General features: G+C 59.4%; 9 protein-coding genes. 4 read left to right on the top strand and 5 right to left on the bottom strand.

Going from position 1 to position 15,443, the window contains the following annotated elements:
* The first annotated feature begins 1 nt into the window (after position 1).
* The gene (locus CKW14_RS25655; RefSeq protein ID WP_095126377.1) at positions 2–1,576 is read left to right on the top strand and encodes an ABC transporter ATP-binding protein; all 1,575 of its coding nucleotides are present in this window, start codon (positions 2–4) and stop codon (positions 1,574–1,576) included.
* A 157-nt stretch (positions 1,577–1,733) separates the two neighbouring features.
* Here CKW14_RS25655 and CKW14_RS25650 read toward each other — a convergent pair whose 3' ends face one another.
* Positions 1,734–2,051, bottom strand: a complete 318-nt coding sequence (locus CKW14_RS25650) for an SCP2 sterol-binding domain-containing protein (protein WP_095126376.1) — start codon at positions 2,049–2,051, stop codon at positions 1,734–1,736.
* A gap of 49 nt (positions 2,052–2,100) precedes the next feature.
* A complete protein-coding gene (locus CKW14_RS25645) occupies positions 2,101–2,811 on the bottom strand; it encodes a histidine phosphatase family protein (RefSeq protein WP_095047836.1) in 711 nt (236 codons plus the stop codon).
* 204 nt (positions 2,812–3,015) lie between these two features.
* On the opposite strand from CKW14_RS25645, the gene sohB reads away from it, so the two are divergent.
* Positions 3,016–4,047 carry a protease SohB gene (sohB, locus tag CKW14_RS25640; protein ID WP_095047835.1) on the top strand — a complete coding sequence of 344 codons (1,032 nt, stop codon included), beginning with the start codon at positions 3,016–3,018 and terminating at the stop codon, positions 4,045–4,047.
* Between the two features lie 62 nt (positions 4,048–4,109).
* Here the strand turns inward: sohB and CKW14_RS25635 are convergent, their stop codons facing one another.
* Both CKW14_RS25635 and CKW14_RS25630 read right to left on the bottom strand, forming a co-directional pair.
* A complete protein-coding gene (locus tag CKW14_RS25635; protein WP_093430863.1) occupies positions 4,110–4,604 on the bottom strand; it encodes a DUF934 domain-containing protein in 495 nt (164 codons plus the stop codon).
* Positions 4,588–6,246, bottom strand: coding sequence for a nitrite/sulfite reductase (locus tag CKW14_RS25630; protein ID WP_095126375.1), 1,659 nt, complete (start codon positions 6,244–6,246; stop codon positions 4,588–4,590). Before CKW14_RS25630 ends, CKW14_RS25635 begins: the two co-directional genes overlap by 17 nt.
* A gap of 525 nt (positions 6,247–6,771) precedes the next feature.
* On the opposite strand from CKW14_RS25630, the gene CKW14_RS25625 reads away from it, so the two are divergent.
* The gene (locus CKW14_RS25625) at positions 6,772–7,845 is read left to right on the top strand and encodes an ABC transporter substrate-binding protein (RefSeq protein WP_095047833.1); all 1,074 of its coding nucleotides are present in this window, start codon (positions 6,772–6,774) and stop codon (positions 7,843–7,845) included.
* A 5-nt stretch (positions 7,846–7,850) separates the two neighbouring features.
* Here the strand turns inward: CKW14_RS25625 and CKW14_RS25620 are convergent, their stop codons facing one another.
* Positions 7,851–8,069, bottom strand: coding sequence for a DUF2970 domain-containing protein (locus tag CKW14_RS25620; protein ID WP_016983294.1), 219 nt, complete (start codon positions 8,067–8,069; stop codon positions 7,851–7,853).
* Between the two features lie 148 nt (positions 8,070–8,217).
* Here CKW14_RS25620 and CKW14_RS25615 point away from each other — a divergent pair, with 148 nt between their 5' ends.
* Positions 8,218–15,429, top strand: coding sequence for an NEL-type E3 ubiquitin ligase domain-containing protein (locus CKW14_RS25615; RefSeq protein ID WP_095126374.1), 7,212 nt, complete (start codon positions 8,218–8,220; stop codon positions 15,427–15,429).
* The last annotated feature ends 14 nt before the right edge of the window (positions 15,430–15,443 follow it).

Raw genomic sequence — 15,443 nt, 5'->3', positions numbered from 1 at the left:
TATGCCCGAACATCTGATCGAAATACGCGACCTGCGCGTCGCCTTCAATGGCCAGTCTGTGGTGCACGGCATCGACCTTGATATCCGCCCCGGCGAATGTCTTGCGCTGGTCGGGGAATCCGGCTCCGGTAAATCGGTGACGGCGCACAGTATTCTGCAATTGCTTGACCCGGCCATCACGCAGATTGATGGCAGCATCCGCTATGTTGGCGAGGAGTTGCTTGGCGTACATGAGCGCTACTTGCGCCAATTGCGTGGCAACCGCATCGCGATGATTTTTCAGGAGCCGATGAGCTCACTGAACCCTTTGCACACGATTGAGCGGCAACTGGGCGAAAGCCTCGCGCTGCACAAGGGGCTGGCCGGGGCGGCGGCGCGTCAGCGAATTGTGCAATTGCTCGAACTGGTGGGCATTCAACGTCCGCGCGAACGGCTCAAGGCTTATCCGCATCAATTGTCGGGCGGTCAGCGACAACGGGTGATGATCGCCATGGCGCTGGCCTGCGAGCCACAGTTTTTGATTGCCGACGAGCCGACCACTGCGCTGGACGTGACCGTGCAACGCAAGATTTTGTTGCTGCTCAAAGAACTGCAGGAGCGCCTGGGAATGGCGCTGTTGATCATCAGTCATGATCTGAATCTGGTGCGCAATATCGCTCAGCGGGTGGCAGTCATGCGTGGAGGATTGATCGTCGAGCAGGCGCCTTGTGAACAGTTGTTCAGCACGCCGCAGCATCCTTACAGCATTGAGTTGCTCAACGCCGAGCCGGGTGGCGAGGCGTTGTGTCGGGAACCCGCTGAGGATTTGCTGGAGGTGCGCGATCTCAATGTGCGCTTCCGTTTGGGCGGTGGCTGGCTGCGCGCGAAGTCTTGGTTGCACGCGGTCAACGGCATTGATTTGAATCTTCAGCGCGGCAAAACCCTGGGCATTGTTGGCGAGTCCGGTTCTGGCAAGTCGACGCTGGGCCAAGCGATTCTGCGTTTGCTGGATGCCCAGGGCAGCATCCGCTTTCAGGGCGAGGCGCTGGAGCACTTGAGCGGCAAGCAACTCAGGCCGCTGCGCAAACGTCTGCAAGTGGTGTTTCAGGATCCGTTCGGCAGCCTCAGTCCACGTTTGTGCGTGGAGCAGATCATCGCCGAAGGTTTACAGGTGCACAGTGATTTGAACGCCGATGAGCGTGAGAGGGCGGTGATCGATGTGCTGCGTGAAGTCGGTCTTGATCCGGCCACCCGCCATCGCTATCCCCACGAGTTTTCCGGTGGTCAGCGGCAACGCATCGCCATTGCCCGGGCGCTGGTGCTCAAGCCTGACTTGATCCTGCTGGATGAGCCGACCTCGGCACTGGATCGCACGGTGCAAAAACAGATTGTCGCGTTATTGCGGCGTTTGCAGGCGGAACACGGCTTGACCTATCTGTTCATCAGCCACGACCTGGCGGTGGTGCGCGCGTTGGCCCATGACTTGATTGTGATGAAGGACGGTGAGGTGGTGGAGCGTGGCGAGACGAATGCGCTGTTTCATGCCGCGCAGCATCCGTATACCCGAGAGTTGCTGGCCGCTTCGTTCACCGGGTAACCCTGTAGGAGCTGTCGAGTGAAACGAGGCTGCGATCTTTTGACTTTGCGTTCTAAAAAGCCAGATCAAAAGATCGCAGCGTGCCGCAGTTCCTACAGGGCCGAAACGCAAAAATCCCGCCACTGGGGGCGGGATTCTTGTGTCACTGAACGCGCTATTACGACGGGAACAGCTCGGACAGTTTCATCGACAGCATCATGTCGCCTTCAACGCGCAGTTTGCCGCCCATGAAAGCCTGCATGCCGTCGGTTTCGCCGCTGACGATACCTTTCAGGGTTTCGCTATCCAGTACCAGCGTGCAGTTGGCGTCCGGGTTCTCGCCTTCCTGGATATCGCAGGTGCCGTCTTTGACGATCAGCGAGTACTGCTTGTCTTCGTCAGTGATGTTGAAACCGAAAACCAGATCCAGACCGGCAGCAGCGGCTGGGTTGAACTTGGCTTGCATTTCTTTTACGGCATCGGCTACGGAGGTCATGGTTCGATCCTTATGGGTTGATTACAGCAAGGTTCACAGTTAACCGGACTCAGCGGAAAGTGATGAGTTCCGGTGCCTTCAACAGCTGCAGGTGTGCATGACTGTTGAAGGAGGCCAAAGCCACCTCGCGACCGCGGAACTTCAGCTGGTTGAGCGAGGTGTTGACGATTTGCCAGTTCAATTCAAAGGCCTGTCTGGCAGGCATTTGCGTAATGAGGTGGAGCAGGGCGGTGATGGTGCCGCCGGAGGTGAACACGGCGATTTTCTGTTTGTCGCCGGCCTGTTCAAGGATTCGGTGTAACCCGGCCTGAACCCGTTCGACGAAACCCAGCCAGCTTTCCAGCCCCGGGGTGTCAAAAGTGCCGGCCAGCCAGCGCTCGATGATCAAGGCGAAAATCCGTTGGAATTCGCCACGGTTCTGTGCGGCGTTGCGCAGGATGTCGAGGGCTTCCGGCTCGTCCGCCAGCATGTCCGGGAGCAGCGCACGAATGACCGCGTCGGCATCGAATTCGTTGAACGCAGAATCGGTTTCCAGGGTCGGCACCGGCAGGCCTTTGGCGGCGTATTGCGCCAGCGCGCTGGTGGCCGTGTGCTGTTGGCGACGCAGGTCACCGGCGAGGCAGCGATCGAAGCTGATGCCCAGTTCAGCGAGGTGCTGACCGAGGATTTCTGCCTGACGCACACCGGTCGGCGACAGGACGTCATAGTCGTCTGCACCAAAGGAGGCCTGGCCATGTCGTATCAAGTAGATGCTGCCCACGTCCGCGTCATCCCGGTACGTTGAAGGTTGTGGCGAGGTTATGAGGATGACGGGTAGCTGTCAATGAAAAAACATACGCTTGTTTGAAATGCCCGTTACAGGGGTGTTGCCAGAGGTTTCACGGCTGGCCGACAAGCCGACGCATGGGTATGCTGGAGCCATCCCGCGTGTGTCTCACATCCGCGCATCGTTTAAGGAGTCTTTGTGGAGTTTTTCACCGAATACGCCAGCTTCCTGGCCAAGACCGTCACCCTGGTAGTCGCCATTCTGGTGGTGCTTGCCAGTTTTGCCGCATTGCGCAGCAAGGGCCGGCGCAAATCGGCCGGTCAGTTGCAGGTCAGCAAACTCAATGATTTCTACAAGGGCCTGCGTGAGCGCCTGGAGCAGACGTTGCTCGACAAGGATCAGCTCAAGGCTTTGCGCAAGGGCGAGGCCAAATCCGAGAAAAATGCGAAGAAGCAGAAGAAACAACCCGACACCAAATCGCGTGTGTTCGTGCTGGATTTCGACGGCGACATCAAGGCCTCGGCCACCGAAAGCCTGCGCCATGAAATCACCGCACTGCTGACGCTCGCCACGCCAAAGGACGAAGTGGTCCTGCGTCTGGAAAGCGGTGGCGGCATGGTTCACAGCTACGGTCTGGCATCCTCGCAATTGGCGCGGATCCGTGAAGCCGGCGTGCCGTTGACCGTGTGCATCGACAAGGTCGCGGCCAGCGGCGGCTACATGATGGCGTGCATCGGCGAGAAGATCATCAGCGCGCCGTTTGCGATTCTTGGTTCGATCGGCGTGGTTGCACAGTTGCCCAACGTCAACCGCTTGCTGAAGAAGCACGACATCGACTTTGAAGTACTGACCGCCGGCGAGTACAAACGCACCCTGACCGTGTTTGGCGAAAACACCGAGAAGGGCCGGGAGAAGTTCCAGGAAGATCTGGACATCACCCATCAACTGTTCAAGAACTTTGTTGCGCGTTATCGCCCGCAACTGGCCATCGATGATGTGGCCACCGGTGAAGTCTGGCTCGGCGTCGCGGCGCTGGATAAACAACTGGTCGATGAACTAAAGACCAGTGATGAATACCTGGCCGACCGGGCGAAAAAGGCTGAGGTCTACCACCTGCACTACGCCGAGCGCAAAAGCTTGCAGGAACGTATTGGCATGGCCGCCAGCGGCTCGGTCGACCGCGTACTGCTGAGCTGGTGGAGTCGGCTGACCCAGCAGCGCTTCTGGTAATTCGAGCAGGCATAAAAAAACGCCGGTCACATGACCGGCGTTTTTTTGTCCGCAGCAAACCTTCAGCGGCGACGGAACAGCGGCAGCGGTTCGTCGGTGGCGGCCTGATAGGTCACCGAAAAGTCCTTGAGACCTTCCAAAGCTTCGTACGGGTCTTTGTCCGCACGCACGGCAAAGGCGTCGAAACCACAGCGGTGCATGTAGAACAGTTGATCGCGCAGCACGTCACCAATCGCCCGCAGTTCACCTTTGAAACCGTAACGGTCACGCAGCAGGCGGGCGTTGGAGTAGTTGCGGCCGTCGGTGAACGCCGGGAAGTTCAAGGCAATCACCTGAAACTCGGCGACGTCTTCACCGATTTCTTCGGCTTCTTCGTCGGCGTCCAGCCACACACCCAGACCACCGTCGCGAGCCTTGAGCATGCGACTGTGTTCACGCCACAGTTGCAGCGGCACGATCAGGTCGTCGCAGTTGCTGATCTCGTCGATGTTGAAATCCTTGGGCAGCAAGTGCCAGGTTTCGTCGACGACCGCGTTATTCTTAATGATTCGCTGCATAGACGCGTTCCTTGAAGAGGTCGATGCCAATACGCTGGTAGGTGTCGATGAAGCGCTCGTCTTCGGTACGTTGTTCAACGTACACGTCGATCAGCTTCGAAATCACGTCCGGCATGGCTTCCTGGGCGAAGGACGGGCCGAGGATCTTGCCCAGGCTCGCATCACGGCTGGCACTGCCGCCGAGGGAGACCTGATAGAACTCTTCGCCTTTCTTGTCCACCCCGAGGATGCCGATGTGGCCGACGTGGTGGTGACCACAAGCGTTCATGCAACCGGAGATGTTCAGGTCCAGTTCACCGATGTCGAACAGGTAGTCGAGGTCGTCGAAGCGACGCTGGATCGACTCGGCAATCGGGATCGACTTGGCGTTGGCCAGCGAGCAGAAATCACCGCCAGGGCAGCAGATGATGTCGGTCAGCAAACCGATGTTAGGCGTGGCGAAACCGCCTTCACGCAGCTCACCCCACAGGGCAAACAACTGGCTTTGCTCGACGTCGGCAAGAATGATGTTCTGCTCGTGCGAGGTGCGCAGTTGACCAAAGCTGTAGCGGTCGGCCAGATCGGCGACGGCGTCGAGCTGTTTGTCAGTGATATCGCCCGGGGCAACGCCGGTTGGTTTCAGCGACAGGGTCACGGCCACGTAACCCGGCTTTTTGTGCGCCAGGGTGTTGCGGGTGCGCCAGCGAGCGAAGCCTGGATGTTCTTTGTCCAGCTCGGCCAGTTGCGCGGTCTGGTTGTCCAGCGCCTTGTAGTCCGGGTCGACGAAGTGCTTGGCGACGCGATGCAGTTCAGCCTCGGTCAAAGTGGTCTGGCCACCGCGCAGGTGTTCCATTTCCGCATCGACTTTCTGTGCGAACACTTCCGGCGTGAGCGCTTTGACGAGAATCTTGATCCGCGCCTTGTATTTGTTGTCGCGACGGCCGTAGCGGTTGTACACGCGCAGGATCGCGTCGAGGTAGCTCAACAGGTCCTGCCACGGCAGGAATTCGTTGATGAACGCGCCGACCACCGGAGTACGACCGAGGCCGCCACCGACCAGCACACGGAAACCCAGCTCACCAGCGGCGTTGTGCACCGGCTCAAGGCCGATGTCGTGAACTTCAATGGCCGCACGGTCAGCGGTCGAACCGTTGACGGCGATCTTGAACTTACGCGGCAGGTAGGCGAATTCCGGGTGGAACGTGGTCCACTGACGAACGATCTCGCACCATGGGCGCGGGTCGATCACTTCGTCGGCAGCGACACCGGCGAACTGGTCGGTGGTGACGTTGCGCAGGCAGTTGCCGCTGGTCTGGATCGCGTGCATCTGCACGGTGGCCAGTTCAGCCAGAATGTCCGGGATGTCTTCCACCGCCGGCCAGTTGAACTGCACGTTCTGCCGCGTACTGATGTGGGCGTAGCCCTTGTCGTAGTCGCGGGCAATCTTGGCCATCATGCGCGTCTGACGCGAAGTCAGCTGGCCGTAAGGCACCGCCACACGCAACATCGGCGCGAAGCGCTGGATGTACAGGCCATTTTGCAGGCGCAGGGGGCGGAATTCTTCTTCGCTCAGCTCACCTGCCAGATAGCGTCGGGTCTGATCACGGAACTGCTTGACGCGGTCCTCGATGATCCGCTGATCGTACTCGTCGTATACGTACATATAAGTCCTGTTCTCAGGCTTGGGCCATTCGGAGTAGCACTGCGTTTTCGCTTGCTGGAGTCCGATTGTGCCTCTGCAATTCTGCGCGCACGGCCGCGCACTCCCTAACGGAGCCGGGGCAATATACCCGTTTGCAGTTATGCGCAAAAGTGATGTTTGAGTATATGTAAAGAACCAAATCGCCTAACGAGAATGGCTGTCAACTAACCCACATTTGTCGTGCGGACAATCATCGTCTTAACTGTGGTCGAGTCTTTCTGCAATCACCGACAAAACCGACAAGAGGCGATGCAATGAGCAATCCGACCAAGGCAAGAAAAAGCGACAGCAGTGTCGATGCGTGGGCCATTTTGTTCCTGATCATTCTCGTAGTAGGGACAGCGGTATTCTGGGTCAGTCATCAGTAAACGACCCATCCGGGCCCGCTTCCGACAGATTGTCGGACAAAAAACGGGATCAGGCATCAATAGCCGGTGGAACGCGGGCTATAATGCGCGGCCATTTTTCCTTGGGCCTGGATGCTTCATGTTCAAGTTTGTCCACATCAGTCTTCTGTTGTTCGCCGCGCTGTTTCAGACCGGCGCGCGGGCAGAGTCTGTGCTGTTTTTGAATCCGGGCTCGACGCAGGAAGCGTTCTGGGTCAGCTATTCGCAATTCATGCAGGCGGCCGCTCATGATCTGGGCATCGATCTGCAAATTCTCTATTCCCAACGCCAACCCGAACTGACCCTGGCTCAGGCGCGCATTGCGTTGCAGGGGCCGAATCGTCCCGAGTACCTGGTGTTCGTCAACGAACAATACGTCGCCCCGCAAATTCTGCGCCTGGCCGAGAACAGCGGCGTGAAGCTGTTTATGGTCAACGCGGCGCTGACACCTGACCAGCAAGCGCTGGTCGGTGAGCGGAACGACCGCATCGGCAGCCTGGTGCCGAACGACGAGGAGGGTGGTTACCTGATGATGAAGGAACTGATCCGCCTGCACCCGCCGACGCCCGCTGCTGAGCCGATTGAAGTGTTGGCGTTCTCCGGGTTGAAGGTCACCCCCTCGGCACAATTGCGCGAGCGCGGCATGCAGCGGGCGTTGGCCGAACACCCACAGATGCGTCTGCGGCAATTGGTCTACAGCGGCTGGACCCAAGAGCGCGCCTATGAGCAGGCCAAACAGCTGTTTGCCCGTTACCCGAAGGTGTCGCTGGTGTGGTCGGCCAATGATGAGATGGCCTTCGGCGCGATGCGCGCTTACGCCGAGACCGGCAAAGTCCCCGGCAAAGATGCCTTGTTCAGTGCAATCAATACCTCACCGGCGGCCTTGCAGGCGTTGGTTGACGGGCGTTTGAGCGCGCTGGTCGGCGGGCATTTCACCCTGGGCGGCTGGGCGTTGGTCGAGTTGCATGATGTTGAGCAAGGCGTCGATTTGAATCACTACGGCGGCCGTGACCGGCAGATTCCCTTATTGCAATTGATCGACAAAGCGCACGCCCGGCAAATGCTGGCCATGGGCACGTCGCCTGACTACGGCGTGAATTTCCGCAAGCTCTCGGCCAAGGGGCAACCGGCGTCGTATCGCTACCCGTTCACCTTGCAGACCCTGATGCGCTGACCGCGTCAGACCCCGGCGAAATGCAGCACCAGTTTGACGATGGCAAACAGCGTCAGCGCAAACACCGCCGTGAACAGAATGCCCAGCATCACGAAATGGCTGGGTTTGCCATGGGTGAAGTCCCTTGCGCGGTTCTTGCCGCTCTGCACCCCGAACGCCGCCGCCATCACGCTGTGCAGCATCTGCCAGAAGGTCGGCGGTTTGTTGTCGACTGGATCGTCCATAAATCCCTCCGCTGAAAGTTGTGCCTCTCAAGCATAGTCAAATAGCGCTCGGCTGTTCGCAGACACGTCGTTACAACTGCTATAACCCTGTACCGCTCAACCCACCGATACAAGTGATGTGCTGTCGCTCCATTTATAGGAGCAATGTATGTCCCCCGATTTCCTTATTCCTCAAGCCACGGACAAGCCTGCACCACCGCCTGCTACCGAGAGCCTGCACGGGCCTTTTCTGGAGGCTGCGGTGCCGCCATGGCTGATCGGTGCTTCTGCCCTCAGAAAGGCCGAGTTCAAACAGGCGAGGACCGTCCTGCCGCACTGGTATAGCGCGATGGCACCGGCACAACGTCGTATTTTGCATGAAACCTACAGACACAGTTTCAGCACGCAAACGCGATTGGACCAGACCATGGCGGCGTTCAAGGACATTGATGCGTTCGCCCGACCCATGCTGATGCAGGCGCTGAAAAGCCGTTTTCAGGTCGAGGTTGATGTCGACAAAACCCTGTTATGCCTCCGGCGACCCATACGCGCCGGTATCCTCGGCGAGGAAATCGGAACTTACGAATCCTTGACGCTCCCTTTGCTGCAGGCTGCGCTGCACAACTTTGAAAGTGACGAATGTCGGTACGGGGCGTTTCACCACAGCTCCGGGTTTGCAATCCAGAACCCTGCCACGGAGGTCCACACGGCTGTGCCGGTAAACGTGTCGGTCAGAAACTTTCTTGGCCTGTGCCGTGAACTGGATATCGGTGCGAAGTATCAGGCCTATCTCGATTCGTTTTTCCATCCCAAAAAACCCAAGGCCGAGGCGAGGTTGCGCCGGCGGTTCATTGCCAGCCAAAAATCAGCCATGCGCGCGGCGGCTGATCGAGCTTTGTTGACCAAGGACATTCTGCCGGAAGACCACGCGATGATCATTTCTGTCATCAGAGGTGAGCGACATCCCAGAATCGGTCGCAATCAGGTCTGGTTTCAGGACCTGAGCCTGATGAGGCACAGGTTGGTGGGGTGTGTTGCGTTCAAGATCGCCGAAAGGAATCGCCCCACCGAGGCAGTGATTCTTTACGTGCCGAATGATCCCGTACATCCGCTGAAGCGCTATACCGGCACACAAATGCAGAGCACCTTCAAGCGGCTGCTTACCGCTCGCGTTCAAGGGCAGTCGCCAGACATCGGTCCGACGCCTTACCAGCGGTTTTTGAGCCAGTTCTTGCCCTACGAAAAACGTCCTTACTATTTCAGCCAGTTCGTGAAGGTTGCCGACTCTGCGGCCGATTGGCTGACGTCGCCCTGGCGCAAAATACTGGAAGTCACACTGACCGCTGTCGAGATCTGGAAAACCTCACCCAAATACGAGAAGAGGGTGCCGGAGCCCGATCCTTATATTGCCGCCACGTTGAGGCCTCACGTGCAGGCTTTTCCCTGGGCTGCCAATTCCGACCTCTGGACCTATCTCTACGAAAAGCACCGCGAGAAGGTCTTCGCGGATGCCCGCTGCCACGCGGTTCCAACCGCCGACGCGGACGCCAGTGCACGAAACGCCAAACTGTCAGGCCTGCTGCAATTCGGACTCCTGGCGCTGAATGTGGCGTCGATGTTTGTGCCGGTGTTGGGCGAGATCATGCTCGTGGTGATGGCTGGCCAGTTGTTGTTCGAAACCATCGAGGGCGTGGTCGAATGGAGCGAGGGTGACAGGCACGCCGCCAAGGCGCACTTGGTGGATGTGGCGGAAAACCTCGCGCAGATCGGTGTAATGGCGGCTGCCGGCGCGGGTTTCAGATGGCTGACGGCGGTAAAAGCGGAGCCGCTGATGGAGCAACTGCACCCCGTGACTTTGCCCAGCGGCGAAACCCGATTGTGGAAGCCCGACTTCACTGGCTATGAACAGCACCTTACGTTGAGTGGATCAGTGCGGTCGAATGCACAGGGGCAGTACCGGATCGACGGCAAAATCTGTTTTCGCCACGGCGGAAGGTTCTACGAGCAGATACTCGACGAGTCAACCGCTCAATGGCGGCTCAAACATCCCACAGATGCCGACGCTTACCAGCCCGTCCTGAGTCATAACGGTCAGGGCGCCTGGCGGCTGGCGCTGGAACAGCCGATGAACTGGGAGCGACTGACACTGCTGCGGCGCATGGGGCACATCACCGATGACTTCAGCGATGAATCCCTGCTGATGCTGGCCGATATCAGCGCCGTCAGTGACAACGCCTTGCGCAAAATGCACATGGATCATCTGCCGCCACCTCCCGAATTGCACGACGCGATGCGTCTTTTTCGCGCCGATAGGGGAGCCAGGCAAATGATCGAGCAACTGCGCGGAGCGAGGCCCATTGATGAGGGGTATCTGTACGCACTGCCGTTGGTCACCGAAATGCCACACTGGCCGGCCGATCGGATACTGGAGTTTTTCGTCGGTGCCGAGGGCGAAGGATCGTCGACTCGGTACGGTGCGCAGACAACCCTGCCCGGGTTTGATCCCAAACCGGTCATCCGTATCAGCCGTGCGCAGGTATTGAACGGAGAAATGCCTGCGCGAATTCTGGCAGCGCTGCAGGAAAACGAAGTAGGCCAGCTACTGGGCCCGGCCGACGCGCAGTTTCGTCCAGCGAGGCCAGACGCATTCAGTCGCAGGCTCGCCGATTATGCCCATACACGTCAGTCGGCCATTTTCGACAGTCTTTACAGAGGCAGCGAACCGCTCGGCATACGTGGGCGCATGCTGCAGCGTGAATGTCCCGGACTCAGCGATGCGGCCGCACAGGATGTGCTCGATCATGCAACGGCGGCGGAACTGGCCCGAATGGACGCTACCGGGCGATCCCCCTTGAAAATGCTCGAAGAGGCCCGCTGGCATGCTCGCCAAGGCCGCCAGGTTCGTGCGTTCGCCGGTTTGCACAGCGAGACCCTGGCTTCAGCAGACAGCCGAAGGCTGGCACTGTTTGCTCTGGAACAGTTGCCAGGATGGCCGCAGACATTGCGCCTGGAAATTCGCGAGGGCAGCACAACCGGCGCAGTGCTCGACAGCGTCGGTGAGCCAGCAGCACCGGTCAAACGCTATCTGGTCAAGAATGGGCCTGCTTATCAGGCCTTTGGTGATCGCGCAGAAGCGCTCAGCAGGATGTCGGGTGCAGAGGACAGTTTCTATCATTCGCTCCTGCAGGCGCTGCCCGATGACATACGCCTGGCCATTGACTTGCCGGAAGGAAGCCCTGGCAGCGAACTGCAACATAAAATTATCGGCTCGGCCCATGCTCATCGGCGTCAAGCTGCGCACGTTCTCGCGCCGCAAGCCAAAGCGTTCAAACCACCGGTGCGGGTGAGCGCAAGGCTCAAGGGCTATTATGCCAGTGGCCGTGGCCCAAGCCTTGCGCCATCGCTGGAGTCACGGGTGGCGCATCTCTATCCGGAGGCGCGGCAGGCCGAGGCGTTCCTCACCCAGCAACGCGGCAGAAGTAATGCGCAGATCTTCCGCGAACTGGAATTCCGTCGGTTGGATTGGGAAAGACTCGATACCACCCTTGAGCAATGGCAGGCCGGCCCGACCGGGAGTCGGGCTGCGCTGCACAGGGCGCAAGTTGCTCAGGCACTCAGAAATGCCTGGCGCAATGGCCCGTTGGCCGGGCAAGTGGTGGAAGCCGGGCGTCTCTCGCTGGTATGCGATACGCCGTTGCCTGCGCTCTCCACACGTTTTGCCCATATCAATGAACTGTCCGTGGCGGGGCTGGGCATAACGGATACCCATGCGGACGGTTTTCTGGTGGCCTTCCCGAATGTCACGGATTTGTCGATCGGCGAGCTGGGGCAACAGACTGATCGCCCCACGTCTGTGGCCGGCGCGCTGACGACCCTGCCGGAGGCGGTCGGCCGGATGCCCGGACTGACCCGGCTGCGTTTTTCCACCGATGCGGCGTTACTGGCGCCAGGCTTTTCTCAACGGCTCAGCTCGCTTGTCAGGCTGGAAGCGCTGCGCATCGATTATTCAGGAGTCGACTCAGCCACCCTGCATGAACTTGACCTGACGCCCTTGACCCGCCTGCGCAGCCTGCGCATTGACGCGCCCCGTGCCTTGTGGCGATGGCCCGCGTACGTCGAGCGCCTTGAGCATCTTGAGCGTCTGGATTTGACGCATACGTTGATAGAGACGCTGTCCGAATCGCTGTATCACGATCACGAGCAACTTTGGGCCGGGCTGGCGCTCGACTGGTCGAGGGTGACCCCGGCGACCTTCCGGCGCGCTTACGAATACGTCAGCCAATATTCCGGCCCACTGGGCCACCTGCTTGATCTGCATCAGATGGTCGGCGAGTTCTGCCGCGCCGAGCTCGATACGATGGCGCCAATGCCGAGTTTCACTGACCCGTTATCCGAAGCGTTCAACGCGACCTGGGTGACACCGCAGGCAAGAGTTACCGCCATCGAACAGCTTCGGGCGGAGCATGAAGCCATTTTCGCTGCGTTCTACACACCTGCCTTGCGGCATGGAACACGCTATGCTGCCCTTCGGCGGCAATGGTCCATGGGGCCCAACGCCGACGTTGTGAACGCGCTCAAGACCAACTGGTATGGCACGGTTCGCCAACGGTACGGCCTGACCGCCAACGTGGCGACATTTGAACTGCCGGTTACCCGATCAGGCCAAGCCGTATTGACGGCTGCAGACTTGATCACCGAGTTGCCGCCACTGCCGGCAGGCAGTTTCTCCCACGTGCGTACACTGCGCCTGGGGAGGCTGGACGTCCCCATTGAACAGGCTCGGCACTTTCTCCGCGCATTCAGTCATGTCGAATCACTTGAATTCAGCGGTAATACCTTCACCGAGCTGCCCTTTGCGGCGGATGAGCTGTCAGCGCTGACGCATCTGGATGCATCGGGCAACAGGATTGAGGTAACGCCTGTTGTGCAGCGGCAGATCAACGGGTTGCAGCGTCTCAGTAGGTTGAATCTGAGTAACAACCCGCTGGGCAACATCGATGTCAGCCTGTTGAGCCGATTGCGTGCCCTGGGCCTGAGATCGACGCAGTTGCGTGCCTGGCCCGCCGGTGCCGAAAACCTGCCTCGGTTGGCGTGGCTCGACCTGCGAGACAACCGGATCTCGTCACTGCCACCGTCGGTGTTGACCCATCCCGACGCGCTGATGAGAGCCAACCTGGCCGGTAACGTATTCAGTCCTGAGGGTGAAGCAAGCCTGCACGGGGCGCTGCAGCGAATCGAGCAGCAAAGGGGCCTGGGGCCGGGCACGCTGGCACGATTCGCTGCAGAACCGGTGCCGGAGCTTTTCCCTCCTGCGGAAACAGGCTGGTCGTTTATCGACCTGATGTTATCGCTTCCAGAAGCCGCGACGGTGCTTCAAGGGCAAACGGGGTCCTCGGCGCAGTTGCAACGTTTGACTCGCATCATGCCGGTCGAGCAAGCGCGACTTCACTTGCAGAATCTGCGGGCGTCGGGGGCGAGCGATGCGCAGATCGAAGCACGGATCACCGAATGGCAGCACCTTTGCGAGGCATTGGTCCGTCGAGCGAATGACTGGCTGTATACCCGCGAAGTGCGCACGGACACGTACAGGATCAATGCGCGAGACCGATCGGTCGCGGCGAGGCGCCTCTTCGAAGCCTGGCTGAACGGACTCACAGAGCATGTCGACAGAGCCCGGCTGGACCTGGATTTCCAAGGCCTGCAAACCGGTGATTTGCCGGAGCTGGCAGTTCCGATCCCTGCAGTCAGAACGCTGGATCTGAGCGGTGTGGGCATGACCACACGGGGTTCGGACGGGTTTCTCAGGGCTTTTCCCCACGTCGAAATCTTGTATATCAGTGGCAATCCCCTGGTGTCGGTGCCTGGGCCGGTACTGCGGATGCAGCATCTTGAACGCCTGGAGATGCAGTATTGCGATCTCGCGGACGCGACGGACCTTTACCCGTTGATGGCCCGTGCGCGCCTTCGCAGGCTGGATGTCGGCTACAACGAACTTCGGGTATTCAACCCGCCCGACTTTGGCGCCGTCCAGACCCTGGACTTGCGCTATAACCACCTGACCGCATGGCCTGGCCGTGTATTCGAGGCGCCGCAGTTGCACAGCTTGGACCTGAGCGGCAACGAACTCACCCACATTCCCGGGGAATTGTTCAACGGCGAACACGAGCGTCTGATCCAGGGGACCAATCTCTCCGAGAATCGACGCTTGTCCCTTTCTGCTTTGCAGGACATGCGCCGCTATGCGCGTGAGCAGTCGGCGTTGCACGTGCTGGGAATGTCACGCCGAAACATTGAGACGATGATCGACACACACCTTTTCGGCGATCTGTTCGGTGGCGCAGAACCGGTCGGCATTCCCGAAGACGCCGCCGGCAATGTGGACTTGGACGATCCTGACGCCGCTGTGCTGCCTGTCGAAGAGGTCCTGGATCCGGTCAACGATGTGGCACCGAGATCAAGAGATCCGTGGCTCCAGCACAGCGATGTGACGCTCGCGGCTCGCAGAGCGGACATTTGGGGGCAACTGGCGCGAGAACCCGATCACCAGCGTTTTTTTCAGCTGCTGCGTTTGTTGCGCGACACGGACGACTTCCGGCTGGTACCGGCCGACCTGACGCGCAGAATGTGGGATGTCATGCAAGCAGCCACGGAGAACAGCGAATTGCGCCAGTTGCTGTTTCTCGGCGCTGAAAGCCATGGCACGTGCCCGGACGGGCGGATTCTGACATTCAGCGATCTGGAAGTGCGGGTGTCGGTGTATCGGGCACTGCACGACATCCCGGTGCATCGGATGGCGCTAAGGGGCCGGGCGTTATTGCGTCTGTCCCGGCAATTGTTTCGTCTGGACAGGATCGAGACGCTGGCTGACGCCGCAGGGCGGGGCAGGGATCGTGCCGAGGTGCGCCTGAAATATCGCATCGGTCTGACCGGTGGTTGGGGCGATGGGGTGGATCTGCCCGGGCAGCCGACATACATGCTCTATGACGTACCCCTCAGCGGTGAACTGCTGAATCAGACCCGGGCCTCGATCCTCGAGGCGGAACGAACTGACGCACTGCCACTGAGCATGATCGCCCGCGATTACTGGATCACCTATCTGGAGGAACGCCTTCCGCTGGAGATGCAGGCGATAGACTCCGCGGTTGATCAGCAACGCCAAGAGCGCTGGAGTGTGTTGGATGATCGACTTTCTCGGGGTGAAATCGATGCGCGACAGTACGATCGGGAACTGGAAGATTTGGGCAAGGCGATGGAACGGCTGCTCACCCAGAAACGGCTCGAGCTGACACGTCGGGAGATCATCGATCTGCAGAGTTTTGCCGATGAGGCCGAAGAAGGTGATCGAGTCACGCCGAAACCGGGACCATCGAGCCGCCCTTGACGGGGGCAGACTGG

The sequence above is a fragment of the Pseudomonas sp. Irchel s3a12 genome (assembly GCF_900187485.1).
Lineage (GTDB): Bacteria > Pseudomonadota > Gammaproteobacteria > Pseudomonadales > Pseudomonadaceae > Aquipseudomonas > Aquipseudomonas neuropathica.
This window is presented reverse-complemented; position numbering and strand designations above follow the sequence as displayed.